General features: G+C 35.3%; 23 protein-coding genes. 13 read left to right on the top strand and 10 right to left on the bottom strand.

Annotated features, from left to right (window positions below; translation table 11 throughout):
* The first annotated feature begins 23 nt into the window (after positions 1–23).
* Complete coding sequence (locus AC6H33_RS01750; RefSeq protein ID WP_497605257.1) at positions 24–1,994, top strand: EAL domain-containing protein; 1,971 nt, start codon at positions 24–26, stop codon at positions 1,992–1,994.
* On the opposite strand, the gene AC6H33_RS01745 is transcribed toward AC6H33_RS01750, so the two are convergent.
* Positions 1,991–3,007, bottom strand: coding sequence for an alanine racemase (locus AC6H33_RS01745; protein WP_497605256.1), 1,017 nt, complete (start codon positions 3,005–3,007; stop codon positions 1,991–1,993). The two genes, AC6H33_RS01750 and AC6H33_RS01745, sit on opposite strands and share 4 nt — an antisense overlap.
* Before the next feature lie 16 nt (positions 3,008–3,023).
* On the opposite strand from AC6H33_RS01745, the gene AC6H33_RS01740 reads away from it, so the two are divergent.
* Both AC6H33_RS01740 and AC6H33_RS01735 read left to right on the top strand, forming a co-directional pair.
* Positions 3,024–4,019, top strand: coding sequence for an agmatine deiminase family protein (locus AC6H33_RS01740; RefSeq protein ID WP_497605255.1), 996 nt, complete (start codon positions 3,024–3,026; stop codon positions 4,017–4,019).
* Between the two features lie 251 nt (positions 4,020–4,270).
* Positions 4,271–5,356, top strand: a complete 1,086-nt coding sequence (locus AC6H33_RS01735; protein ID WP_497605254.1) for an AAA family ATPase — start codon at positions 4,271–4,273, stop codon at positions 5,354–5,356.
* Here AC6H33_RS01735 and AC6H33_RS01730 read toward each other — a convergent pair.
* Positions 5,349–5,486, bottom strand: a complete 138-nt coding sequence (locus AC6H33_RS01730; RefSeq protein ID WP_497605253.1) for a hypothetical protein — start codon at positions 5,484–5,486, stop codon at positions 5,349–5,351. The genes AC6H33_RS01735 and AC6H33_RS01730 overlap by 8 nt on opposite strands.
* Positions 5,487–5,580: 94 nt before the next feature.
* Between AC6H33_RS01730 and AC6H33_RS01725 the strand changes: the two genes are divergently transcribed.
* The 4 genes from AC6H33_RS01725 (at position 5,581) to AC6H33_RS01710 (ending at position 12,685) form a co-directional block, all read left to right on the top strand.
* Positions 5,581–7,584 (top strand): TonB-dependent receptor, encoded by a 2,004-nt coding sequence (locus AC6H33_RS01725; protein WP_497605252.1) that lies wholly within the window; start codon positions 5,581–5,583, stop codon positions 7,582–7,584.
* Between the two features lie 295 nt (positions 7,585–7,879).
* Positions 7,880–8,938, top strand: coding sequence for a flavodoxin-dependent (E)-4-hydroxy-3-methylbut-2-enyl-diphosphate synthase (gene ispG / locus AC6H33_RS01720; protein WP_497605251.1), 1,059 nt, complete (start codon positions 7,880–7,882; stop codon positions 8,936–8,938).
* Positions 8,938–11,418, top strand: coding sequence for a replicative DNA helicase (gene dnaB / locus AC6H33_RS01715; RefSeq protein ID WP_497605250.1), 2,481 nt, complete (start codon positions 8,938–8,940; stop codon positions 11,416–11,418). Before ispG ends, dnaB begins: the two co-directional genes overlap by 1 nt.
* 4 nt (positions 11,419–11,422) lie before the next feature.
* Positions 11,423–12,685, top strand: a complete 1,263-nt coding sequence (locus tag AC6H33_RS01710; RefSeq protein ID WP_497605249.1) for a ComEC/Rec2 family competence protein — start codon at positions 11,423–11,425, stop codon at positions 12,683–12,685.
* On the opposite strand, the gene AC6H33_RS01705 is transcribed toward AC6H33_RS01710, so the two are convergent.
* Genes AC6H33_RS01705 through AC6H33_RS01695 form a run of 3 tightly spaced genes read right to left on the bottom strand, consistent with a single transcriptional unit; the run spans position 12,632 to position 15,657 of the window.
* Positions 12,632–13,465, bottom strand: coding sequence for a YihY/virulence factor BrkB family protein (locus tag AC6H33_RS01705; RefSeq protein WP_497605248.1), 834 nt, complete (start codon positions 13,463–13,465; stop codon positions 12,632–12,634). The two genes, AC6H33_RS01710 and AC6H33_RS01705, sit on opposite strands and share 54 nt — an antisense overlap.
* Positions 13,466–13,470: 5 nt before the next feature.
* Entirely contained in the window at positions 13,471–14,856 is a 1,386-nt protein-coding gene (locus tag AC6H33_RS01700) for an FAD-linked oxidase C-terminal domain-containing protein (protein ID WP_497605247.1), read from the bottom strand.
* Between the two features lie 3 nt (positions 14,857–14,859).
* On the bottom strand, positions 14,860–15,657 hold the full coding sequence (locus tag AC6H33_RS01695) for a plasminogen-binding N-terminal domain-containing protein (protein WP_497605246.1): 798 nt from the start codon (positions 15,655–15,657) through the stop codon (positions 14,860–14,862).
* Positions 15,658–15,770: 113 nt separating this feature from the next.
* Here AC6H33_RS01695 and AC6H33_RS01690 point away from each other — a divergent pair, with 113 nt between their 5' ends.
* Positions 15,771–16,979 carry a peptidoglycan DD-metalloendopeptidase family protein gene (locus tag AC6H33_RS01690; protein WP_497605245.1) on the top strand — a complete coding sequence of 403 codons (1,209 nt, stop codon included), beginning with the start codon at positions 15,771–15,773 and terminating at the stop codon, positions 16,977–16,979.
* The gene (locus AC6H33_RS01685) at positions 16,948–17,517 is read left to right on the top strand and encodes an NUDIX domain-containing protein (RefSeq protein ID WP_497605244.1); all 570 of its coding nucleotides are present in this window, start codon (positions 16,948–16,950) and stop codon (positions 17,515–17,517) included. Before AC6H33_RS01690 ends, AC6H33_RS01685 begins: the two co-directional genes overlap by 32 nt.
* Here AC6H33_RS01685 and AC6H33_RS01680 read toward each other — a convergent pair.
* The 4 genes from AC6H33_RS01680 to AC6H33_RS01665 form a co-directional block, all read right to left on the bottom strand.
* The gene (locus AC6H33_RS01680) at positions 17,501–19,378 is read right to left on the bottom strand and encodes a primosomal protein N' (protein ID WP_497605243.1); all 1,878 of its coding nucleotides are present in this window, start codon (positions 19,376–19,378) and stop codon (positions 17,501–17,503) included. The genes AC6H33_RS01685 and AC6H33_RS01680 overlap by 17 nt on opposite strands.
* Positions 19,379–19,409: 31 nt before the next feature.
* Positions 19,410–19,850: a prepilin-type N-terminal cleavage/methylation domain-containing protein gene (locus tag AC6H33_RS01675; protein WP_497605242.1), complete on the bottom strand. Its 441-nt coding sequence runs from the start codon at positions 19,848–19,850 to the stop codon at positions 19,410–19,412.
* A gap of 107 nt (positions 19,851–19,957) precedes the next feature.
* A complete protein-coding gene (locus tag AC6H33_RS01670) occupies positions 19,958–20,428 on the bottom strand; it encodes a type II secretion system protein (protein ID WP_497605241.1) in 471 nt (156 codons plus the stop codon).
* 373 nt (positions 20,429–20,801) lie between these two features.
* Positions 20,802–21,032: a hypothetical protein gene (locus AC6H33_RS01665; protein WP_497605240.1), complete on the bottom strand. Its 231-nt coding sequence runs from the start codon at positions 21,030–21,032 to the stop codon at positions 20,802–20,804.
* A 95-nt stretch (positions 21,033–21,127) separates the two neighbouring features.
* Here AC6H33_RS01665 and flgB point away from each other — a divergent pair, with 95 nt between their 5' ends.
* Genes flgB through AC6H33_RS01645 form a run of 4 tightly spaced genes read left to right on the top strand, consistent with a single transcriptional unit; the run spans position 21,128 to position 24,199 of the window.
* Positions 21,128–21,559, top strand: coding sequence for a flagellar basal body rod protein FlgB (gene flgB, locus AC6H33_RS01660; protein ID WP_497605239.1), 432 nt, complete (start codon positions 21,128–21,130; stop codon positions 21,557–21,559).
* A 10-nt stretch (positions 21,560–21,569) separates the two neighbouring features.
* On the top strand, positions 21,570–22,064 hold the full coding sequence (flgC, locus tag AC6H33_RS01655; RefSeq protein ID WP_497605238.1) for a flagellar basal body rod protein FlgC: 495 nt from the start codon (positions 21,570–21,572) through the stop codon (positions 22,062–22,064).
* 16 nt (positions 22,065–22,080) lie between these two features.
* Entirely contained in the window at positions 22,081–22,380 is a 300-nt protein-coding gene (gene fliE / locus AC6H33_RS01650) for a flagellar hook-basal body complex protein FliE (protein WP_497605237.1), read from the top strand.
* 31 nt (positions 22,381–22,411) lie between these two features.
* Positions 22,412–24,199 (top strand): peptidoglycan D,D-transpeptidase FtsI family protein, encoded by a 1,788-nt coding sequence (locus tag AC6H33_RS01645; RefSeq protein WP_497605236.1) that lies wholly within the window; start codon positions 22,412–22,414, stop codon positions 24,197–24,199.
* On the opposite strand, the gene panC is transcribed toward AC6H33_RS01645, so the two are convergent.
* The gene (gene panC, locus AC6H33_RS01640; RefSeq protein WP_497605235.1) at positions 24,146–24,967 is read right to left on the bottom strand and encodes a pantoate--beta-alanine ligase; all 822 of its coding nucleotides are present in this window, start codon (positions 24,965–24,967) and stop codon (positions 24,146–24,148) included. The genes AC6H33_RS01645 and panC overlap by 54 nt on opposite strands.
* Between the last annotated feature and the right edge of the window lie 40 nt (positions 24,968–25,007).

Here is a 25,007-nt window from a genome sequence, read left to right as displayed (position 1 = left end):
AATTTTTTTTCTTAAGGAAGGTAATGTACAGTTTAAATAGTAAATTTTTAAAAATAGCACTTTTTCTTTTTCTTATTATTGGAACTGCAAAAATAACATATATATACAATGAAACAAAAGCTAAAGAAGCTGATTTTGCAAAAAAAGAGGCTGAAGTTTTAAACAGTTATGCGGTTGAAAATAGAAACTACTATCAAAATCTTTTTTTAAACGACACCATAACAATCAGCCAAAAAACACTTCCTGCACTTCCTGCTTACAGCTCTTATCATATATCTAAAGAGTTTTCACAAAACAACCCTCTTAAAATTTCTCTCTCGACTGTATCTGATAGAGCAAGAAACAGCAATAACTCTGCTGATAAAGATGAACTAGAAGCGATAGATTTTTTTAAAAAAAACAAACATGAAGAGCACTACTTTGAGTCTAAAAATCCAGATTTTTACCAATATGCAAGTGTTTTAAAAGTTACCTCTATTTGCTTAAAATGTCATGGTAAAAAAGAGGACGCACCTCTTTACATACAGCAAAGCTATGAAAATGCTTATGAGTATAAAATAGGCGATGTGCGTGGCATTATAAGTATAAAAATCCCAAAAAAAGAGTTAAGTGATTATTTTTTTAAGGGCTTTTTTAAATCTGCTCTATATGATTTAACACTTTTTTTACTTATATTTATTGGTGTTGTTTATCTCATAAAATACTCAAAAAAAATAAATTGGATGCTTGAGCAGAAAGTTGAGGCAAAAACAAATGAACTTAAAAACTCTTTTTTTCAAGACAGACTTACAAAACTTCCAAATAGACTAAAGCTCATAGAAGATATTGAAGCTACAAAAGAGCATAGTTCAAAACATTTAGCACTTATAAATATAGATGCTTTTAAAGATATAAATGATCTCTATGGTTATGGTATAGGTGATGAAATTTTAAAACAAGTATCGATGCGAGTATTAAAGTTTTGTAACAACTTGGGCTCTATATACAAGCTTCCAAATGATGAATTTGCTATTTTTATAACAAATAAACTTGATGAAGATGCTTTTTATAAGTTGATAAAAACTCTTCTTGAAAAAATAAATGAGACAAAATTTAGCGTAGCTGACCACTCTATATTTATATCATTTAGTTGTGGAATTGCATCTAACAAAGAACCTCTTCTTATCAAAGCAAATACTGCTCTGCAAACTGCAAAAAATGCTTCAAAAAATGTTGTGATATATAAAGATTCACTAGATGCCAAAGAGCAGATAACAAAAAATATGGATGCTTTTTTGGTACTAAAAGAGGCGATTGCGAAAAACCAGATAACTCCATATTATCAACCTATCTACAATACAAGAAGTAAAAAAATCGAGAAGTATGAAGCACTCGCTAGGATAATTACTGATGATGGCAAGGTTATCGCTCCTTTTGCTTTTTTAGATATCGCTATAAAATCAAAGCTCTATCCTGAGATAACAAAAGCCATGATACTCAAATCATTTGAATTTTTTAAAGACAAAGAGTATGAATTTTCAATAAATCTATCGATACTAGATATTCAAAACCAAGAGGTACTTAAATTTATACTCTCAAAACTTAAAGAATTTTCAGCACCTCAAAGAGTTGTTTTTGAAATTTTAGAGAGCCATAAAATAGAGAACTATCAAGAGATGAAAAGCTTTATAAAAGAGGTTAAAAAATATGGGTCAAAAATAGCTATTGATGATTTTGGAAGTGGTTATTCAAACTTTTCACAAGTTTTTGAGCTAAATGTTGACTGTCTTAAAATTGATGCCTCTTTAGTAAAATATATAACAACCGATGAGAGCTCAAGAGTAATCATAAAAACCATAGTAAGCTTTGCTTCAAATCTTGGTTTAAAAACTATCGCTGAGTTTGTAGAAGATAGAGATTCGCTTGAGACTTTAGAGAAGATGGGTGTAGATTTTATTCAAGGGTACTACATTGGCAAACCAAGCGCTACCCTTTGTGAGGATTTTAACGCTTAAGAGATTTCTCTTTTTATCTCTGGCTTAAGCGAGGTTAAAACTTCATAGCTTATAGTTGAAGCATAAGTTGCGACAACACTTGCATCATCAAATATTAGTAACTCATCTTTTGAGCTTAAAAAAGAGCTGTTATCCATAGAGATTCTACCAATGAGTTCTACACCCTCTGGCGTTTTATAGCCATTTGCACAGACTCTTAAAAAGCCCTCTCCATAGCCAAAATCATAATTGCTCACAACTTCATCTCTCTCAACTTCTCCATCTCCGCCATACCCTACTCTTTGGTGTGACTTTAATTTTCTTGATGAGAGTTTTTTAGCCCAAAGCGATAAAACTGGTTTAAAACCCTCTATATCAAGGGCTTCTGGAAGCTTCATACATCCATAAGCTGCAATTCCTACTCTTGCCATATCTTCATCAAATGAAGCATTTCTAAAAAGTGCTGCTGAGTTTGAGGAGTGAAATCTAAGCGGAGCAAAACCATACTTTATAGCTAACTCTTTTGCTATTTTTTTTGCATCTTCAAAGTTGTTTTTTTGCCAGAACCACTCACTTGTCAGCTCATCTGCACTTCTATGATGAGTAAAGAGCCCCTCTAAGAGCAACCCTCTTGCTTTTATTTTTATAAACGCCTCTTCAAGTTCATCCATAGATATACCGTTTCTGTGCATTCCGCTATCTACTTTTAACTCCACTTTTGTATCTTTAGCAAAATCATCTATGCTGTTTAAATCATTTATAGTGTATCTGATAGTTTGTGATGCTGATGTTGGTATCTCACCAAGAACTAAGATGTACTCAAAGAAATCTTCTATAAGTTTTGCTTCTCTTTGCGTTCTAACAACTGCCCTTTTGATGCCATACTCTCTTGCCATAGTTGACATCTCAACTAACCCGTGTCCATAAGCATTGTCTTTTAAAACAAGTGCGATTTTATCTACGCTTTTGCAATATTTAGCGATAATATCGAGATTATTAAAAAAATTGTTTTTATTTAAAATTATAGTAGCCATGGAGGAATTATACCAAATGAAAAGGTTTATAGCAGAGTTTGAAGAGCAGAGTTTTACACAAATAATTTTTCCACATAAAAATAGCGATTGGGTAGAGTATCTAAGTGAAGCAGAGGCAACTTTTGAAAATATTATCAAAGAGATTATCAAGTATCAGAAGTGTCTTGTTGTTTGTGCTGACATAGATGACGTAAAGAGAAGATTTGAGCCAAATAAGAACTTATATTTTGTAGCGTATGAGACAAACGATACATGGGCAAGAGATTGCTCTGCTTTGTGCGTAAAAAATGGCTCTAGCGTAGAACTTCTTGATTTTACTTTTACAGGCTGGGGCGGAAAATTTGAAGCTTCAAAAGATGATGCAATGAGCAGTGCGATAAAAAGATGTTACGACAAAGAGCTCAAAAAAATAGACCTTATCTTGGAGGGCGGTGCCATTGAGAGCAACGGTATAGATACAATACTTACAACCTCTGAGTGTGTGCTTAACAAAAACAGAAATGCCTCTCTTAAAAAAGAGCAGATTACAAAAAAACTTCAAGAAGAGTTTGGCATGAGCAAAATTTTGTACTTAAATCACGGCTACCTTGCTGGTGATGATACAGACTCACATGTCGATACTTTGGCTAGATTTATCGATGAAAAAAGCATAATGTATGTCAGATGCACGGATGAGAGCGATGAGCATTTTGATGAGTTAAAACTTATGGAAAATGAGCTAAAGGCATTCTCCAAAGAGTACGAATACAGGCTTATAGCACTTCCAATGACGGATGCTTGTTACTTTGAGGGCGAGAGACTTCCAGCTACATACGCAAACTTTTTGTTTGTAAACGGTGCTGTTTTAGTCCCTACTTACGGAGTTAAACAAGATGAAGAGGCGTTAGAGATTTTTAGAGAAACATTTCCTGACAAAGATATTATAGGCATTAACTGCTTCTCACTTATAAAACAACATGGCTCACTTCACTGTGTCACTATGAACTTTGCCGACGGAGTCAGACTCTCCTAAGATGGCATTTCCTTTAAATATTTACTCCTTCAACAAAGAAGGAGTAAAAAAATGGTTTTTTACTCTCGCACCAAAATCAGCAACAATAAAAACGGTATCTTTTACACAGTTATCCATATTGTAGAACCGACATCAGAAATTGATTGAATTTCTCTTTTTAGTATTTAATTTTAGATACTTTCAGTCTTGACTTTAATGAACGGTTTGTAATATACTTTTAGTATCTAAATACAAATACTAAGGAAGCTTTTATGCATTCGCCATTCCCCTATGATAGGCTCAGCACTTTAGAAGAGTTTTTTGGAAGAGAAGAAGAGCTTGAAAAGCTCTCAAACACTGTAAAATACTCCAATAATCTTCTTATTCATTCAAAAAGAAGAATGGGGAAAAGCTCACTTATAAACTATTTTTTCGAGCAGCACAAAGAGGATTATTTATGCATCTATGTAGATATATTTGACATAACTTCAAAAGAACATTTTGCGCATTCGCTCCTTAGAGCATTTTCAAACTCACATAAATCAGATATAAAAACAACAATTAAAAATCTCACTTCACTCTTTAAAAGAGTACGCATTGAACCCTCCATAGACCCTGTTACGCTGGAATATTCTATCAAACCAATCGTTACAACACTTAGTTTTGAAGAGATGATGGATGATTTTTTTGACTCCATTGCCACGCTTAGCAAAAGCAAACAGATAGTTTTAGCCATAGATGAATTTCAGCAAATCGCAAACATTACGGATGTAAAACTAGATGCAATACTTAGAAAATATATACAAAACAGAGAAAATATTTCCTATATATTTTTAGGGTCAAAAAGACATATGCTAACCTCTCTTTTTGAGTACAAAGCACCGTTATATGAGCTTGCAACACACTATGAACTGCAACCTTTAAAAGTGGATGCCATCTATAAATATGCAAAAATATTTTTAGATTTAGACGCTGACATGGTTGCATATATCTATGAAAGAAGTGACGGTGAGACAAAGATGGTGCAAAATATTTTGCACTTACTCTACATAAATAGGGATAAAAAAGCATCCAAAGAGCTTATCGATGAAGCCATAAGTGAGATACTTGGCTCAAAAGATTCAAGCTATAAAATTATATTTGACACACTTAGCAATAATCAAAAAATAGCTTTAAAAATAGTGGGTAAATACAAGCGAGGTTTTTTCGCGGCACCTATTTTAAACGAATACAATATCAAAAAACAGACCCTTCAGTCAGCCATTGATGCCTTGTTTAAAAAAGAGTTCATAGACAAAGAGGGTGACAAATATTTTATACCAGATAGAAGCTTAGAACTTTGGGTTGAAATTATTTAGCAATCTCAACCTTTGAAGAATTTGCATCTTCTTGGTTTAAAATCTCAAAACCGCTATAAATCAAATAAGCCGAGAGGCTTAAACCTAAAACTATTAAAACAACTTTTTTTATCTTATCTATTGTACTCATGGCGAAATATTAGCATATTTTTTTAGATTAATTTAACACTTATGTAACAAATATCTTATACAATTTACTAATTTAAAATATTAAGGTAAATTATATGTTAAGTAAAAAAATCATCCCTTTATCGCTTGTAGCGGTAACTATTCTAGGCGCAAATGAAGTTGCATTACCAAGTGTAAATGTTGAATCAACTGTGATTACAGAAGTAAGCCAAAATGCACAATTATCGGCAGATTTGGCTCAAGCACTAAGTACGAGTGTGCCAAGCATTGACATGAGTCGCAGAAGCGGTATTGCAAACGACATCTATATACGTGGACAAAAAAGAGATAACATCTCTGTAAGTGTTGATGGGACTAAAGTTTGCGGAGCATGTGTAAACAGAATGGACCCGCCTACTTCACATATCGTAACAAATCAGATAGACACAGTAGAGGTAATTGAAGGACCTTATGATGTTGAAAACTTTGGAACACTAAGTGGTGGACTAAAAATCACAACCAAAAAACCATCAAAAGAGCCAAAAGCAGAGATAAACTTTGGACTTGGAAGCTGGGGGTATAAAAAGATAGGTGCAACAGGAAGCGGTGGAACAGACACAGTACGTGCCCTTATCAGTGCCTCTTATGAAACAAGCGATCAGTATGAAGATGGAGACGGAAATACTCTAGCAGAGCAAATTGACAATGCTGTAGTAAATGGAACCGCTGTTGCTGGAACAAAATTTCAATCACAATATAAAAATATTGAAGCTTACACAAAAAAGAGTGTTATGAGTAAGGTTTTTGTAAAAACACTTGAGGATCAAGAACTTCGCCTAAGCTATACAGGAAACAGAAGTGATGGTGTAATATATGCAAACTCAAAAATGGACGCTGCGTATGATGACTCTAACATCTACAGCATTGAGTACAACATAGACAACGTAACAAATGAGTATAAAAATATAAATATCCAGTACTACTACTCTGATGTAGACCATCCGATGGATACAAAGTTTAGAACAATTCCTACTGCAGGAACTTATAAAACAAATCATTTAAAAACTTCTATGCAGGGTGTAAAACTCAAAAACAGTTTTGATTTAGATGAGTACAAGCTATTAGTGGGCCTTGATGGAAGCAGAAGAACTTGGGAGGGTGAATCTTACAGTACTGATTTTACTACAGGTAATATTACTGGCGTTGCCACAAGCCTTACCCATACTCAAACTGACAACAAAGCTCTCTTTGCAAAGGTAGAGAAGAGTTTTGGTGATTTAAAGATTGAGAGCGGTGCTAGATTTGATACAACTGATATAAAGCCAGATGATGTAACAAAGAAAGAGAACGACTACACAGCGCTTAGTCTAAATCTAATGGCAACATACTCTCTTGACAATCATAACAGTATATTTTTAGGGGTAGGCTCATCAGCTCGTGTTCCTGATGCAAGAGAGCTATATCCTGTTATCGATAATCTCACAGGAAATGAAAACCTAAAACAAACTAAAAATAGAGAGATTGACCTTGGATATGAAGCATCTTATGATAGTTTTATGTTTAAAGCAAAAACATTTTACTCTATGCTAGAAGATTATATATATTTAAGACACACAGCACCAACAGCACCAACATATGCGTTTGAAAATATAGATGCTAAAGTTTATGGTGTTGAATTAAGCGGTTCTTACTTTATAACAGATCAAGTAACAATGGACGCAACTGCTTCATACAAAAGAGGCAAAAAAGCTTCGACTCCTACTCAAACAGATAGAGACTTAGCTGACATTGCACCTCTTAGAGGAAATCTTGCTCTTAACTATGAGTATATGAACAACTCAAAAGCTACTATTGAGATGCAAGCGTCTGATAGATGGGATACTATTGATAGTGATAATGGAGAGCAAGAGTTAGCAGGATGGAACATCTATAACGCAAAAGTAAAACATGCTATTGATAAAAATACAGATATAACGATAGGTGTTAACAACCTATTTGACAAAACTTACATCCAAAGCAACTCGTATGTTGATTTGATACTTCTAAACTCAGCAGGTAATACTATGCTCCTAAATGAACCAGGAAGATACTTTTATACAAATCTTACATTTAAGTTTTAGTCTGTTTCAGTCGCGTTGACTTATTGATTTTAAATCATTATAATTCTTTTTGTGAATAACAATCTGTTCTGTAAATTCTATGGAGCGACAATTTAAGGTCGGGGGAAGTCATGAGCCTCTGACCTTTTTTTTTGTCCTCCGAGAATTTACGAACAGGGGGGACTTTATGGATAAGATGTTATTCACGTTAATTCTTATGTGCGTCTTTGCACCGTTACTTAGGTAACGCCAAGGGGTTTTTACCCCTTGCCCCCATAAAAGCGTTTTTTTATTCCAAAACAGATAAAATCCTCTTATGATAAAAAGAATCCCAACTAAAAAAATATTTGTCGGTAATGTGGCTGTGGGTGGTGATGCACCTATATCAACACAATCTATGACTTTTTCAAAAACTTCAGATATCACAACAACAGTAGAGCAGATAAAAAGGCTTCACTTTGCAGGGTGCGATATAGTACGCGTGGCAGTTCCAGAGATGGAGGATGCACTTGCATTAAAAAGCATAAAAGAGCAAATTTCACTCCCCCTTGTAGCTGATATTCACTTTAACCATCGTCTAGCACTAGTTGCCGCAGAAGTTGTTGACTGCATACGAATAAATCCAGGAAACATTGGTTCACGTGAGCGTGTAAAAGAGGTTGTAAAAGCGTGTCAAGCTCGTAAAATCCCAATACGCATCGGTGTAAATGCTGGAAGCTTGGAAAAAGAGTTTTTAAACAAGTATGGACAGACTTCAGAGGGTATGGTAGCCTCCGCAGAGTACAACATAAAGTTTTTGGAAGATTTGGGGTTTGATGATATTAAAATCTCACTAAAAGCGAGTGACGTTCAAAGAACAGTTGATGCTTATAGAATGTTACGCCCAAAAAACAGCTATCCTTTTCATTTAGGTGTTACAGAAGCTGGAACACTTTTTCATGCAACAGTAAAAAGCTCCATTGGCTTAGGCTCACTTCTTCTGGATGGAATCGGTGATACTATGAGAGTTAGCATCACAGGAGAGCTTGAAGAAGAGATAAATGTAGCACGTGCCATTTTAAAAGACAGTGGTGCTCTAAAAGATGGTCTAAACATCATCTCATGCCCTACTTGTGGGCGCATTGAAGCAGACCTTGTAACAGCAGTTGGCGAGATAGAGAGACGAACTACACATATCAAAGCACCTCTCAACGTATCGGTCATGGGGTGTGTTGTAAATGCCATTGGAGAAGCCGCACACGCCGATGTTGCAATAGCATATGGCAAAGGTAAAGGACTTATTATGGTCAAGGGTGAAGTAGTGGCAAACCTTGATGAGCATGAACTAGTAGATAGATTTGTTGATGAAGTAGAAAAAATGGCAAAAGAGTTTTAATGCAGGAAAATCTTTATAATCTTGCCTTTGAGCGCAGTATTTTAAGCTCTATTGTTTTTGAGCCAAGTCAATTTGATGAGCTAGGCTCACAACTTAAAAAAGATGATTTTTATCTTCCCGCACATCAAGACATCTTTGGAGTCATGACTCTTCTTTTGCAAAAAGACCAGCCAATTGATGAGGAGTTTATAAAAAAAGAGCTTATCAAAATCAAAAAATTTGATGAAAATGTAATGCTTGAAATCCTCTCTGCAAACCCTATCTCAAACACAAAAGCTTATGTAGAAGAGATAAGGGACAAATCCCTAAAACGCCACCTTTTAACACTTACAACAGAGATAAAAAGAGTGACGGTTGAAGAGGAGCTTCCAAGTCAAGAAGTTATAGATATAGTAGAAAAAAAACTCTACGAGATAACTCAAAACAACCAAACAAGCGATTTCAAAGACTCTCCAAAAATGACATTTGACACGATGACATATATCAAAGAGATGAAAGAGCGTGGAAATAAGATTTTAGTCGGAGTTGACACTGGTTTTTATGAACTAAACAAGATGACAACAGGATTTGGGAAAGGTGACTTAGTTATCGTTGCCGCTCGTCCTGCGATGGGTAAATGCCTAGGACTTGGAACTAAAGTGGTTATGTTTGATGGAACTCTAAAAAATGTGGAAGATATAGAGGTAGGTGAACAGCTCATGGGAGATGATTCTACTCCTAGGAATGTGCTATCTTTAGCTCGTGGCAGAGAAAAAATGTACTGGGTTCGTCAAAACAAAGGGATAGATTACAGGGTAAATGAAAGTCATATACTTTCACTAAAAAGAAGCAGAAATGAAGGTAAGCACAAAAGTGGGGATGTACTTAATATCTCCGTAAATGAGTATAACCAAAAATCAAATAAGTTCCACACAAACTATAAAGGGTACAAAGTTGCTATTGAATTTAAAGAACAAAAATTAGGTATCGACCCATACTTTTTAGGTCTTTGGCTTGGTGATGGACACAGTTCAAGTGTAAATATTACAACTATGGATAAAGAAGTTGTAAAGTATCTTGAGAGTTACGCAACAAAATTAAACCTACAGGTAACAAAACAGAGCGCAAAAGACAAATGTCCAGTTTATGGAATTACATCAGGACAACAAGGTATCTCAAAATTTAAAGATAACTCTCTGCAAAAAAGATTACGAGAGCTGGGTGTTTTAAATCATAAACACATTCCACATCTATACATACAAAATAGCGAGAAAAATAGACTTGGACTTTTAGCAGGTCTTATTGACAGTGATGGATACTATGATGAAAAGTTTAATGTTTTTGAGATAGTTCAAAAAGATGAAAATCTTGCAAAACAGATAAAATTTTTGGCTGATTCTTTAGGTTTTAGGGTCTCTTTTAAAACAAAAAAGGCAAAAATAAAAAAAATAAACTTTGAGTGTGATGTCTATAGAGTAAGAATCGTTGGTGACTTAGATAAAATTCCTACAAAAATCAAAAGAAAACAAGCCAGAACATTAAAAGCTCAAAGAGAAGTTAAACATACGGGCATAAAAGTTGAGTATGACAGAGTGGATGATTATTACGGATTTACAATAGATGGCAATCATCTGTTTTTACTTGAAGACATGACAGTTACACATAATACTTCTTTTATACTAAACACAGTCAATAGTCTTATCGTACAGGGCAAAGGTGTAGCGTTTTTCTCTCTTGAGATGCCAGCAGAGCAACTTATGCTTCGTCTTTTATCTATCCAAACATCTATACCTCTTCAAAAACTTCGCGTTGGAGATATGAGTGATGATCAATGGGGCTCACTAAATGGCGCGATTGATAGAATGAACAGTGCAAAGCTCTATGTTGATGATCATGGAAGCATAAACATAAATCAACTCCGCTCAAAACTTAGAAAGCTTAAAAACCAACATCCAGAGATTGAGATAGCGGTAATCGACTACCTTCAAATCATGAGCGGTATTGGAAATCAAGATAGACACTTGCAAGTCTCAGAAATCTCTCGTGGACTTAAGATGCTAGCAAGAGAGCTAAACATGCCAATAGTCGCACTATCACAGCTAAATCGTGGACTAGAGTCAAGAAACGACAAAAGACCGATGTTAAGCGATATTCGTGAATCTGGATCGATTGAGCAGGATGCAGACATCATTCTTTTTGTTTACCGTGACGATGTTTATCTCTACAAAGAAGAAAAAGAGCGCGAGAAAGAGGCTAAAGCAAAAGGGCAGGAATTTGTCTCTACTTATGTTGAGCGTGAAGAAGAAGAAGCTGAGATTATTATCGGTAAGCAGAGAAATGGACCAACTGGACATGTTAAGCTAATCTTTCAGAAAAAGCTTACAAAATTTGTTGATTCAAATAATCATATCAAATCAATTGAGACAATTTATGAAAATGTAGATACTCGCTCTGCAAATATAGGCATCTCAAACGATACCATCTCAATGCCTCCACTCTAAGTAGATGATAGAGAGAGTCTCGCTCTTTAATAAAAAGCAAGACATCTTTATCTCTCTGGCATTAGCTTTTTTTATCCTCGCTATCTCTCTTTTGCTTGAGTACAAAAACTACTACGAATTTAACCGCTTTGACTCTGTACCCCTAGAAGCAACTGTCTTAAAACAGTATGTAAAAAGTAAAAATAACCGAACTTATCAAGTCCTAAAACTCAGAAATGATGAGGGCGTTACTTTTTATACCACTGCAAAAAAGTCGCTTGAAGACATAAGAGAGAAAAAGATAAAAATCATTATCTGGCCAAAAGAGTTAACTTTTTTGAGCTACCTCTCAAGCTTCTATGCAAATAGCAAAATTCTGGAGATTTATGAAAATCACACTACAAAACAAGAGCTAAACAACTATATCTCAAATGCGCATGAAGATAAATCAATCGCAAATATTTATCATGCGCTCTACAGTGCAACTCCACTAGAGAGTGAGTCTCAAACTATATTTTCAAATCTTGGCATCTCTCATCTCCTTGCGATTAGCGGTTTTCATCTTGGGGTTTTAAGCGCACTCCTCTACTTTCTCATCCGTCCAATCTACTCATTTTTTCAAGATAGATTTTTTCCATACACAAATGGCAGTCGTGATACTTTTTTTATAGTTGCTACTATACTTCTTGGTTATACACTTTTTTTAGATACTCCCCCTTCCCTAATTCGTGCCTTTGGAATGCTTCTTGTGAGCTTTTTGCTATATGACAGAGGTATAAAGATTATCTCGATGCAGACTCTTTTTATAACAATCATGCTTCTTTTGGCATTTTTTCCACGTCTTTTTTTCTCTCTAGGTTTCTGGCTATCTTCTGCTGGGGTCTTTTATATCTTCTTGTTTTTTCTCTATTTTAAAACACTGAGTAAGTTATGGCAGTTTTTACTTCTTCCAATTTGGGTATATCTTTTGATGTTGCCATACTCACTAGCCATCTTCAATAACTTCTCTGTTTTTCATCCACTCTCAATCATATGGACAACACTTTTTACGCTCTTTTATCCACTCTCTATTCTTGCGCATATTGTAGGTTATGGAGCTATTTTTGATGGCTCTTTGTTGTGGCTTTTGGATTTAGGACAAGATGGCAACAGAGTTGAGCTTGATATATATCCATTTGTACTCTATCTTTTGCTCTCATTTATGGCAATTTTTTACAAAAAGATTATGTGGGGTTTATTGCTCTTTGCTTGTGCGATTTTCATATACTCTATTTATCAAGTAACATAACTTAAGCCCATAAATAAAGATAATCCAAGAGGCATAAATCCACAAAAACAGAAGCATTACGATAGAAAATGAGCCATACATAGTTGCATATGATTTGTTGTAAAAAACATAATAGATAAAACCATTTTTTGCGATACTAAAAACGATAGAGGTTATGAGCGAGCTTATAAGTGAAGCTTTTGCATTAATTTTTGTATTTGCAGAGATTTGAAATATAAGAAAAAAGAGCGCCCAAATGATAACATAAGGTATATATGGAAGGATATTTATACTAGGTATATATTGGCTGTTTGCCATAAGATTTGCCACGTATCCTGTGATATAAAAAGAGGCTCCTAGCCCGATAGGAGTGAGTGTTAAAAGCGTCCAAAAAGTTGTTACGCTCTCCCAAATCCCTCTTTTTTTAACACGAAAAATCTTATTTGCGATGTACTCAAAATTTTGAAAAAAGAGAAGCGAAGAGATAATAACTGCGATAAAACTAATCATGCTCATCTCAATTGAATTTTGCAAAAATCCATTGATATGTCCCATAACTGCCTCTGAGTTTACAGGCATAATGTTAGAGAAGATAAACTCTTGAAGTTTGTCATAATTATCAGCAAAGTTTGGCATAGATGTAAATAGAGTAAGAACTATAAGAAGTAGCGGTATAAGGGTAAAAATAGTATAAAAACTTAAACTTGCCGCATAAAAGGTAAGGTCCTTATCTATAAATGAAGTTAAAAAAAACTTTACATATCCATAGAGCTTAAGAGCTTTACCTTTTATATCTTGCATAGCTGTTAGCTTAGACCCATTTTTGCAGGATTTAAAATATTGTTCGGATCAAACGCCATCTTGATAGATTTAAATAGAGCCATCTCTTCTGGCGTAAATGCCATTGACATATATGGAGCCTTTGCAAGCCCTATTCCATGCTCTCCGCTAAGTGTTCCACCCAAATCTATTGTCGCTTGGAAAACCTCTTCTATGGCTTGATAAGCTATTTTTACTTGTTCTGGGTCTTTGCCATCAACCATAACGTTTGTGTGAACATTACCATCTCCAGTATGCCCAAAACATGGGATTTTTACGTTGTATTTATCTGCTATCGCATAAAATCTCTCTAAAAGTTCAGGAAGAGCCGAACGTGGTACTGTTACATCTTCATTTAGTTTCTTACTTCCATAAACACTCAGGGATGGGGAAGCGTTACGTCTTGCAAACCAAAGGTCAGCCGCCTCTTTTTTATCTTTTGCTATCTTAAACTCATAACAGCCGTTTTCTGTAAATACTCTTTGAATCTCAGAGAGTTGAAAATCCAAATCATCTTCAAGATTTCCATCAACATCAGTGACTAAAAGTGCCCCAGCATCTATAGGAAGCCCTTTTTTGTAAGTTTGCTCAACCGCTCTAATTGTTAAGTTATCTAAAAACTCCATGGCAACTGGCGTTATTCCACTTGCCATTGTTTTATAAACTGCATTCATTGCGTCATTTACACTCTTAAAAACTCCCATAGCAGTTTTAGTCATTTTTGGTTTTGGAATAAGTCTTAGAGTAATCTCGCTAAGAACTGCTAAAGTTCCCTCTGAAGCTATCAAGATTCCGCTGATGTTATAACCTGCAACATCTTTTATAGTTCTCTTTCCAGCTTTTATAATGTCACCATTTGGTAAAACAGCACGAGTAGCCATTACGTAATCTTTTGTAATTCCATACTTTGCAGCTCTCATTCCACCAGCATTTTCACTAACATTTCCACCTATGCTTGAGTACTCTTGGCTAGCTGGGTCTGGCGGATAAAATAGCCCAACCGCTTCAACAGCGCGTTGCAAGTCCATATTTATTAGGCCAGGCTGAACGACTGCTACCATGTTTTTCATATCAATCTCTAAAATCTTATTCATATGTTTTTCCATGGCAAGAACAATCCCGCCACTGCTAGGAAGTGCGCCACCCGTAAAACCACTGCCTGCTCCACGAGGAACTATTATGATTTTATGCTCATTACAATATTTTAGTATTTTACTTATGTCATCTTCATCTCTTGGAAAGATAACAGCATCTGGCTCAAAATGATCTCTTGTTGCATCATATGAGTAAGCTATAAGGTGCGCTTTATCGCTGTAAATATTTTCACTTCCAACTATCTCGCTAAAGTGAGTTAAATGTTTATTATCAATCATCTTCTAACCTTTTATATCAAATTCTTCAAGTAACTCTTTGAACTTCTCACCACTAGCTTTTACTATCTCATAAAGTTCTTTATTATCTCTGTTTGCTTCTATCATAAGTTCATAGTAGTGTGGCTCATACTCCTCGAGTCTACTGCTTCCCTCACCCCACCATGCTGCGTCTATCTCTTCTACTCTTGTATAAAAAGGAAGCTGTACCTCTTTTTGTTCAAGCACCGCATCTGTAATTGCCAAAATTTTAAAACTCTTTACATCTAGAGTATATACCTTGTTTTGTAAAAATATAAATACCAACCCAACAGAGCTGTCGTTACTCATCTGTAAAAAATCACTTCTGATAGGTGTTGGATGACCGTTGTATGATAACATTGTTGCAAAGAGGTCTGGATGTACCCATTGAAGAGCAGAATTTTTAGTTATTCTGTGATATATCTCTTCATTTGGAGCAATCAAAACTCCTCTTGTATATCCAAATGCGAGAACAACCTCATCTCCAACTTTAACACTCCATTTTCCATTTGGAAGGGCGCTACTGCTTAGAGTATTAAACTCACTTACGCTAATTTTTGCTATCTTAGAAGCTGAATCAAAACTCTTCACAAAAGCATTTGCTAAAATTATTCTTTTACCTTTTGCTATCTCATGAACAACAAAACCACTCACACCAACATCAATCTTCTCAACTTTGATACTAACTTCGCCCGACTCTTCATCAAGCCCTATAATAGGCGATTTAACAACACCTCCAAAGAGCTGTAACACTGTTATAAATACTAAAAATATATGCTTCATTTTTTTCCACTTTGTAAATAATATGATGCGATTATATCAAACAAACCTCACACTAAGGCAAAATTTGTTAAAGTTTTGGCATTATTTTCAAAATTTATGATTTGGTTTTATATATGGCAAAATTTTTTATTTTTTTATTACTAGCAAGTTCTCTATTTGGCGCCCGTGTTGAAACGTTTCGTTGGGATAATGGCGAAACATACCTCTCTTTTTTAGAAAAAAACAATCTTCCCCTAAAAACTCTATACTATAACTTAGATGAAGACGAGAGACAGCTTAGTGAAGAGATACTAACAGGTGTTCACTGTAAGGCAACATACAACCAAGACAAATCAATAGCTCAAGCATTTATTCCATTAAATGATGAACTTCAAATCCATATCTACAAACATAACGACGAATACTTTTTTGAAACAATTCCGATTATAAGTGAAACAAAAACAGAAGCTTTTATCATAAAAATTGAGAACTCTCCTTACTTGGATATTTTAAGAGAAACAGGCTCGAAAAAACTTGCAAAGATATTTGTGTCTGGGTTTCAAAACTCACTTAATTTTAAGAGAGATTTAAAAAAAGGCGATACCCTTGCAATGATATATGAGCAAAAGTATCGCCTTGGAAAACCCTTCTCAATGCCTACTCTTAAAGCATCGATGATAGAGATGAGTGGCAAAAAAAACTATATCTATCTAAATAGTGATGAGCGTTACTACAATCAAGAGGGAAGTGAACTTCAAGGCTTTTTCCTTGCAAATCCAGTAAAGAGTGCTCGAATATCTTCTACTTTCACAAAAAGAAGATTTCATCCGATTTTAAAAAAATACCGCGCCCATTTGGGAGTTGATTATGCTGCCTCACGCGGTACTCCTATCCTTGCTGCTGGAGATGGAAGAGTTGTATTTTTAGGCACAACACGTGGTTATGGAAATCTCACAAAAGTACAGCACAGTGATGGTTATCTTACTCTATACGCACACCAAAACTCTTTTAGAAAAGGCGTTAACAACGGAAGTAGCGTCAAAAAAGGTCAAGTAATAGGCTATGTAGGAAGTACAGGACTCTCAACTGGACCTCATCTTCACTTTGGTCTATACAAAGATGGTCAAGCGATTGATCCTCTTCGCGTTGTTCAAGTTGCTACTAAAAAAATCTCAGCTAAAGAGAAAGCTGCATTTTTAAAACTAAAGTCAAACTATGATGAGAGCATCAATCTACACGTTACGAATGATACAAAATTTATAAGAACTTCTATGCCTGAGAATGTTTGTTACTTTTTTGAAGAGGAAAATAGTGTACAAAATAGACTCGATTCAAACTCTTGAAAATCCAAGGTTTATAAAACCAATTCTCATAAACTACTCTTTTATGGGAGTAATAAGAAGGTGGGAAGCAGTAGTAGCGCATGACAGTGTAGCTATTTTGCTTTGGCACAAATCCCATGATGCGTTTATACTTGTAAAACAGCTGCGCGCAACCGTTTTAAATAAAAATCAAAACGATGGCATGATGTACGAGCTATGCGCTGGTATTGTAGATAAAGAGACTTCGCTTGAGCAGATAGCAAAAGAGGAGGTTTTAGAGGAGTGCGGTTTTGATATCACTGTTGAGAGTTTGCAAAAAATAAGCTCTTTTTACACAAGTGTTGGCATCTCTGGGACACATCAAACGCTCTACTATGCAGAGTGTGATGACTCTATGAAGATTGATGAAGGCGGTGGTTTAGAAGAGGAAAACATAGAGGTTGTCTATATCCCTACAAAAGAAGCAAAAGAGTTTATGTTTAATGAGAGCTACCAAAAAACAACTGGTGTTATGTTAGCCTTTTATTGGTTTTTTGATAATATCAACCAAACTCGATAGGATCCATATCTATCTCCGCTAAAGAGTTTCTACACGCTAAAACTGCTTTGATGATGTCGGTACTTTTATCAGCACGCAGAAGTATCTCAAATCTGTATTTATCTGCTACTCTCTCAATAGCACACTTTTTATAACCCACAATCTCAACATTTGTAAAACTACGCAATCTCTCTTGCATCTCATTCATGGCATTTTGTGCTTTTATACCGTTTTTATGAGAAAAGAGGATACGGCATAACTTTTTATATGGCGGGTATAGCTCTTCTCTGAAACCTTTTTCATCTTCTAAAAAATCTTCATATCTATCAACATAAGAGCTAAAGAACTCTTTGTTAAATGTCTGAACTAAAACAACTGCACTCTCTTTTCTACCGCTTCTCCCAGCTACTTGAATAAGCGTTGAGAGGGCTTTTTCTCTCGCTCTATAATCACTCTGGTTGAGTATGTTGTCAAGTCCTAAAACAACTGCTAAAGTTACCCCATGATAGTCGTGCCCTTTACTTAGCATCTGCGTACCAACTAAGATATCTACCTCTCTATCATTGAAGCTCTTTAACATTGTTGAGAGTTTTTTTGAAGTTGTAATAACGTCTCTATCAAACTGCCCTATTTTAAACTCGCCAAACTTCTCTTGCAACTCACTTACAGCCTCTGCCGTTCCAAGTCTAGTACTTACAAGATTGGTACTGTTACACTCTGAGCAAACCTGAGGAATTGCTTGAGCAAAATTGCAGTAGTGACATCTTAAAGAGCGTGTTTTTTGGTGTATACTCATACCTACACTGCAAAACGCACACTTATGAGTATGTCCGCAATCTTGACAAATCAGATACTTGAAATTTGCTCTAGTTGGCAAAAAAAGAATCGCCTGTTCTTTTTTATCTAAACTTTTTTTTAAATTATCCATCACAAGAGGGGATAAACTCTCGGCACCTCTCTCATATACAAACTCCTTAGAAGAGTTAAAATAACCACCCCGAAGACGAAAAAAAGGAAACTTTGCATAGCTTCCAACACTAGGTGTAGCACTACCCAAAACTACATTGACATCATAAAGTTTGCCCATATATATAGCTATATCTCTGGCGTTATATCTAGGGCGAGAGGATGACTTGTAACTATCATCATGCTCTTCATCAACAACTATCAGACCCAAATCTTCTATTGGTAAAAAAAGGGCTGAACGAGGACCAGCGATAATTTTAGCTTCTCCATTATAGATTGACTCAAGTGCTTTTCTATTTTGCAAAGGAGTTAGCTTAGAGTGCCACATAACAATACTATCGCCAAAGTGAACCTTTAGACGTTTGCCCATTTGTGGAGTAAGTGAAATCTCTGGCATTAAAAATATACAACGTTTGCCTATTTGAAGCATCTCTTGAAAGTAACGCATATAAATCTCTGTTTTTCCACTTCCTGTATCGCCAAAAAGAAGTGAGACTTTATGTTTTTTTAAAAACGCTAAGGCTTCTTGCTGTTTTAAAGAGAGCTCTATCTCTTTATCTATAATCGCATCAACCAAAAGATTCTCTTCTTCACTCTCGTTCCCATGCTCCGCGTGGGAATGCATACCACACTCATACGGCACCATCACCCCAAGTGATTCGCCAAGCGAACAAAAGTAGTAAGAAGCCATAAAAGTTACTATTTCAAGTTGCTTTGGTGAGTAGCAAAATCCACTACTCTCTAAAATCTCAATACAATCAAAAGAAGGCTTATCGCACACCCCCACAACGACACCCTCAACTTCTTTGCTGCGCATAGGAACAGTTACTTTTGTGCCAATAGCAAGATGGTTTTTACTCTGGTAAGTCAGAGGCTCTAGCGGGGAGTTTATAAGCGATATATTATAGTAATACAATTTTAAAAAGATACCTGTTAAAACTTAATTTCTAATCAACTAAAGCGTTACAGTTACCAGTTCCTGTACAGGTAAACTCTCCATTATTTGAATCATATGTAAAAGTTGTATCTGTGTTACCAACTCTAAATGTGTATGTAGTGTCATTTGTTATAGCCCAGTCACCAGAAGATGTTCCTGCTCTTAAACCATATAAGAGCAGAGTTCTACCTGCTCCATTACCTGTAAAAAGTGTTGTAGAAGTAGTCAACGGAGATAATTTTGGTATATATGTGTTTACACCTTTTATAACTTGTTCCGATCTCTCATTTACGATAGCAGCACGAATCGTTGCCACATCCGCACGACCTTTCGCCAAGTCTGCCATCTCTCTTGTACTTGCAAATTTTGGAAGAGCAATACTCGCTAAAATACCAAGAACTACAATAACAAATACAAGTTCTATTATGGTAAAAGCACGAGAGAATTTCATAAAAAACCTTAAGAATAGTAATTTTAAAACTGTTCTAAAACAGCTTGAAAATGACTACTTTATATATGCATTCCCAAGCAGGAGCTTGGGAACGAGGGAAGAATCTTTTATAAGTTGCTATGAAGCATATACTTACTAGTTTCTGGATTAAATAAATCACACATAGGCGAAACTGAAGTATTTCCATCTTTACAAACAACACTATAAGCAACACCATTATAACTTTTTGAAGCAACAACACCTGTTCCACTTACTGTAGTGGCATTAAAATCATAAGATGCTGCTGCTAAACTAGAAAAGTCTGCTGTCATTCCATCTGGCGGAGTTAAATCAGCATTAATCTTACTAGTTAGATCAAGACCATTTGCTGTTAATGATCCTTTATTCCCACCCATCATGGAATTACTCCAATATGACGGCAAAACAGTTCTATTTAATGTCCCAACATAAGCCTGCAACTTACCAACTTTTGCTTGCTCAGAAACACCAACAAACTTAGGAAGTGCAACCGCCGCTAAAATACCTAAAATAACGATAACGAAAATCAACTCTATCATTGTAAAACCAGCTCTTTTCATAAGAACTCCTTATATAAATAAAAATTGGGTTACCCAAATAACCTTAGCAAACATTATGAAGCATATAAGATTAATTGTTGCTTAATGTTATTGGCATATAACTTGGAACTTTTTCTCGTTCCACCTCTCCCGAGATGGAATGCATACGCGCAGGAGTCAAAGTTTATAAGTACCCGCTATCTTCCAGTGGTTTTTGTACGCCACAAACGCAAAAACAGCAGCTAAAATTGCACCTATTGGAAACAATATCGAAATAATGTCATTCATCTTTTTTAAGCTTCTCTATCTCTTTTTCTATTTTGCTATCAAAACAGTATATGAAAAAGTAGAAATAACAGCTATTAATGCAATAATGATAAGTAGTTGTTCCATCTTATAAATCTCCCAATTCTTTGATATGTTTTTCTATTTTTTTAGATGTTATAGACGCTATAGCTGATAAAACTATAATAAGAACTACACCAGAATAGAAAAGTATGTTGATATCTCCATCTAAATAGAGTTTTGATACACCTGCAATATCTGCAACTAAAATAGTTACAAAAATCTTAAACAACTCTTTGAGCCAATCTATATGTGCTTTTATTTCATCTATTTTTGCCATGAGTTATTATACACTAATGCAAATGAAAATAAGAAATAAAGAAAAACCCATTTTGGAACTCTATTTGCTTATAACACCAAAAAGAAGGAGTTTTTATGAGCATTGAAGTTTCTGCTACTCATGCACTTGCTGCAAAAGCGCTTGATTATAGAGCTATTCGTCAAGATATGATATCTTCAAATATCGCAAATGCTGATACTCCTTACTATAGACCAAGAGATATTCGTTTTGAAAACACTTTAGCAGAGCAAAAAGCCAAGATTTTAGATTTATCCTCTGCTAAACTATCTTTAGCTCAAACAGACTCTGCACATATAGCTCTAAGGGATGAGCCAGACAACACAAAAGCTAAAACTTTCTTCAGAGATGGACATATGGCTAGAAATGATGGAAACAGTGTTGATTTAGACGTTGAGACTACTGAGATGAGTAAAAATTCTATCATGTTCAACGCTTTAGTCAGCGCTATGAAAAAAGATTCTGGTATATTTAAGGGCGTTATAGAAGCCTCTTCAAAAATAAGTTAAGGATTAAGGGATGTCAAATTTTTTAAATAGTTTTGATATTAGCGGTTATGGACTATCTGCTCAACGTGTTCGTGTAAATACCATATCTCAAAATATAGCAAACGCACAAACAACCAGAACTGATGAAGGCGGACCATACAGAAGAAAAGAGGTTGTCTTTAAAGCGATAGATTTTAATCAAGAGTTCAACAAAGCTCTAAGTGGCATGACTGAGAGTGCAAAATATCAAGACCCATTAAATGAGGGTGAATTTGGTAAGAGAGTCAATCCTGCTATAATGAGTGTAGTTGTTGATAAAATCTCACGTGATGACAAAGAGCCTCAAAAAAAGTACGACCCAGCACACCCTGATGCTGATGCAAATGGATATGTTGCCTACCCAAATATTAATCCAGTTATAGAAATGGCCGATTTAGTAGAAGCTACTAGAAGTTATCAGGCAAATGTAGCTGCATTTGAGAGTTCAAAAAACATAGCAAACAGCGCTATTTCGTTGTTACAATAAATAATAGAGGAAAATTATGAGTCCAATTGATGGAATTTCAGGCGTATCATCTGCCGAACTGTTAAAACAAAAAAGCAAGATTGAAAGTGGTGGTGGCGAAGATTTTGCCAAACATTTAAAATCTGCTATCAATGAAGTAAATGAACTTCAACAAAACAGCGAAGCAGCCCTTGGTGACATGGCTACTGGACAGGTTAAAGACCTTCATCAAGCAGCTCTTGCTATTGGAAAAGCTGAAACAAGCATGAAACTAATGCTTGAAATTAGAAATAAAGCACTAAGTGCATACAAAGAATTAGGTAGGACTCAGCTATAATACTTTTTAAAAAAGTAAGATAATAAAAAGTATGAACAGCCAAAATAAAAGCAAAAAAATATTTATACTCTATGCTCTGCTTGTTGCAGGTTTTTTACTTTTTTTAGTTGTAATGCTTATAAATACACTAAAACCTCGTGACCTTCCATCTCTTTATACAAAAAATACATCAAAAGCAACTCGTGGCGCTATCATAAGTGCTGATGGTTTTCATATCGCAACAACTGTAAAACTCTATAAAGCTATCGTAAATACACACTATATTGATTCAAAAAAAGCAGATTTATTTGTAAAACTCTTTAGTATATACTCCGAGATGGAACCAAAAGAGATAGAGAAAAGACTACGCCAAAAAGGTGTTGTTGTTCTTAGCTATAACATTCCTCAAAAACAAGCACAGTATCTTAAACAGCTATCATACGAACTAAGACGATTAAAAGTTTTTATAGAGAGAAAAAATCCAATAACTGGAAAAACGTCACTTCACGGGCTTAGCATAATAGAGAGCGGAGAGAGTAGAGAGTACGCCTATGATAAGCTTCTAACCCCTATCATAGGATATCCTCATAAAGTAGAAGAGGATGGGTATACCTATGTTAAGGGTGTTAAAGGTTTAGAGAAAAAATTTGAAAATGAGCTACAAGCAAAACAAGACGAGCTAAGCCAAGGACTAAGAGATGTCAACAGCTACATCATATTAAACAAAAACAGCTTTACAAAACAAGAGATTAATGGACTTGATGTAAAGTTAAATATCCCTGTCTCTCTTCAGATAAGAGTTGAAAAAATGTTAGATATGATGCAAGAAGATCTTCGTGCAAAAGAGATTATGATAGCTGTTATGAACTCATCAACTGGAGAAATTCTCACTATGGCAAGTTCAAACAGATTTCTTCCAAAAGAGATAAAAACGAGTGACTATCCATCACTAAATAGCTCTATGATTGAGTATAGTTTTGAGCCAGGGAGTGTTATAAAAACTGTTACTTTTTCACTTCTGTTAGATAAAGGACTTGTTAACCCATATGATATGATAAACGGTCATCATGGACGTTATACTATTGGAAATAAAACTATAACAGATGAGCATAAATTTGATTGGATAAGTGCAGAAAACATCATTGTTCACTCATCCAATGTTGGTATCGCTCAACTAGCACAAAAGCTCTCTGGTGGGGATTTCAATCAAGGTCTTATAGATTTTGGCTTCTCTAAAGCTTCAACTCCAGATTTAGTATATGAGAGAATTGGCTCAGTTCCAAGTGCAATGCAGTTAAATAACGAAATCTACAAAGCAACCTGCTCTTATGGGTACGGTATACGCGTAAACCTTATGCAACTCATTCGTGCATATAGCGCTTTTAACAACAACGGAAGAATTGTAACGCCTAAAATAGTCCACTCCTTTATAGACAACTACAAAAGAGAAATTCTTATACCAAATGAAGAGCAGATTCAAGTTATAAAAACATCAACCGCACAAAGAATGAAAGATATTCTAATCAAAACTGTCAATGAAGGAACTGGAACAAAAGCTAAAACAGATGGGCTTGAAATTGGCGGTAAAACTGGAACTGCTCATATAGTTGAAGAGGGAAGATATGTTAATGAATATAACACAGCCTTTATTGGATTTGCAAATGATGAAAAAAGCAAATACACAATCGGTGTTATTGTTATAAAACCAAAAAAGAGCCAGTTTGCGGCACAAACTGCCGTACCTGTCTATAAAAAAATTATTGATTTATTGGTTGAAGAGAGCTACTTAAAGCCAAATATTATCGAGCAGCCTAGTGTTCCCGACGCTAGCCTCCACTAAGATAACGCTATTACCTAATTCTACTTTACTTATTTGAGTAAACTCCCTATTTAAAATAGCAACATACGAGATATCTAGCGGAGATAAAATCTCTCTCATATTTGCCACTATAAGTTCTGAATCAAGAATACCTCGCATAACCATAGCAGTAGCACTCCGTAAAGATGTAGATATTTTTAGCGCTTCAACTCTTTGTAATGGCGTTAGATACGCGTTTCTACTGCTAAGAGCCAACCCATCTTTTTCTCTAACCGTATCAACCGCAACAATCTCTACACTCATAAAAAATTGCTTAACCATCAAAGAGATTAGGTTTAGCTGTTGCGCATCTTTTTTTCCAAAGTAAGCTCTTGTTGGACTTACGATATTTAGAAGTTTCATAACAACCGTTAAGACGCCGTTAAAATGGCTTGGTCTACTCTCCCCCTCTAAAACATATCCTCTAACCTTTGGAGCAAGAAGTGATACTTCATCCGAGCTGTAAATATCATCTGTTTTTGGAAAAAAAAGTATATCAACTCCGCAAAGCTTACATATCTGTTTGTCGGCTTCATCTTTTTTAGGATATTTGTCTAAATCTTCACCCCTTAAAAATTGTGTAGGATTTAAAAAGATAGAAACAATAACAAGCTCATTTTGTTCTTTTGCTTTTTTGATAAGTGAGATATGACCTTCATGCAAAGCGCCCATTGTTGGTATAAAACCGATAGAGCTGTTCTCATTTTTAAGATACTCTTTTAGCTCTATGGGTGTAGAGATAATCTTCATTTTAAGCCTCAATTTAATATAATCGCGCAATTATACACTA

The organism is Sulfurimonas limnophila (genome assembly GCF_059705345.1).
The sequence above is the reverse complement of the archived record's forward strand: the minus strand, read 5'-3'. Positions and strand labels throughout refer to the sequence as shown.

Bases quoted from the DNA above. Each gene is read 5' to 3' on its own strand.
- AC6H33_RS01750 (WP_497605257.1), top strand. From the start codon at position 24: ATGTACAGTTTAAATAGTAAATTTTTAAAAATAGCACTTTTTCTTTTT.
- AC6H33_RS01745 (WP_497605256.1), bottom strand. From the start codon at position 3,007: ATGGCTACTATAATTTTAAATAAAAACAATTTTTTTAATAATCTCGAT.
- AC6H33_RS01735 (WP_497605254.1), top strand. From the start codon at position 4,271: ATGCATTCGCCATTCCCCTATGATAGGCTCAGCACTTTAGAAGAGTTT.
- panC (WP_497605235.1), bottom strand. From the start codon at position 24,967: ATGAAGATTATCTCTACACCCATAGAGCTAAAAGAGTATCTTAAAAAT.
- AC6H33_RS01725 (WP_497605252.1), top strand. From the start codon at position 5,581: ATGTTAAGTAAAAAAATCATCCCTTTATCGCTTGTAGCGGTAACTATT.
- ispG (WP_497605251.1), top strand. From the start codon at position 7,880: ATGATAAAAAGAATCCCAACTAAAAAAATATTTGTCGGTAATGTGGCT.
- AC6H33_RS01695 (WP_497605246.1), bottom strand. From the start codon at position 15,657: ATGAAGCATATATTTTTAGTATTTATAACAGTGTTACAGCTCTTTGGA.
- AC6H33_RS01665 (WP_497605240.1), bottom strand. From the start codon at position 21,032: ATGGCAAAAATAGATGAAATAAAAGCACATATAGATTGGCTCAAAGAG.
- flgB (WP_497605239.1), top strand. From the start codon at position 21,128: ATGAGCATTGAAGTTTCTGCTACTCATGCACTTGCTGCAAAAGCGCTT.
- AC6H33_RS01740 (WP_497605255.1), top strand. From the start codon at position 3,024: ATGAAAAGGTTTATAGCAGAGTTTGAAGAGCAGAGTTTTACACAAATA.
- AC6H33_RS01645 (WP_497605236.1), top strand. From the start codon at position 22,412: ATGAACAGCCAAAATAAAAGCAAAAAAATATTTATACTCTATGCTCTG.
- AC6H33_RS01730 (WP_497605253.1), bottom strand. From the start codon at position 5,486: ATGAGTACAATAGATAAGATAAAAAAAGTTGTTTTAATAGTTTTAGGT.
- AC6H33_RS01675 (WP_497605242.1), bottom strand. From the start codon at position 19,850: ATGAAATTCTCTCGTGCTTTTACCATAATAGAACTTGTATTTGTTATT.
- AC6H33_RS01705 (WP_497605248.1), bottom strand. From the start codon at position 13,465: ATGCAAGATATAAAAGGTAAAGCTCTTAAGCTCTATGGATATGTAAAG.
- flgC (WP_497605238.1), top strand. From the start codon at position 21,570: ATGTCAAATTTTTTAAATAGTTTTGATATTAGCGGTTATGGACTATCT.
- AC6H33_RS01710 (WP_497605249.1), top strand. From the start codon at position 11,423: ATGATAGAGAGAGTCTCGCTCTTTAATAAAAAGCAAGACATCTTTATC.
- dnaB (WP_497605250.1), top strand. From the start codon at position 8,938: ATGCAGGAAAATCTTTATAATCTTGCCTTTGAGCGCAGTATTTTAAGC.
- AC6H33_RS01700 (WP_497605247.1), bottom strand. From the start codon at position 14,856: ATGATTGATAATAAACATTTAACTCACTTTAGCGAGATAGTTGGAAGT.
- AC6H33_RS01670 (WP_497605241.1), bottom strand. From the start codon at position 20,428: ATGAAAAGAGCTGGTTTTACAATGATAGAGTTGATTTTCGTTATCGTT.
- fliE (WP_497605237.1), top strand. From the start codon at position 22,081: ATGAGTCCAATTGATGGAATTTCAGGCGTATCATCTGCCGAACTGTTA.
- AC6H33_RS01690 (WP_497605245.1), top strand. From the start codon at position 15,771: ATGGCAAAATTTTTTATTTTTTTATTACTAGCAAGTTCTCTATTTGGC.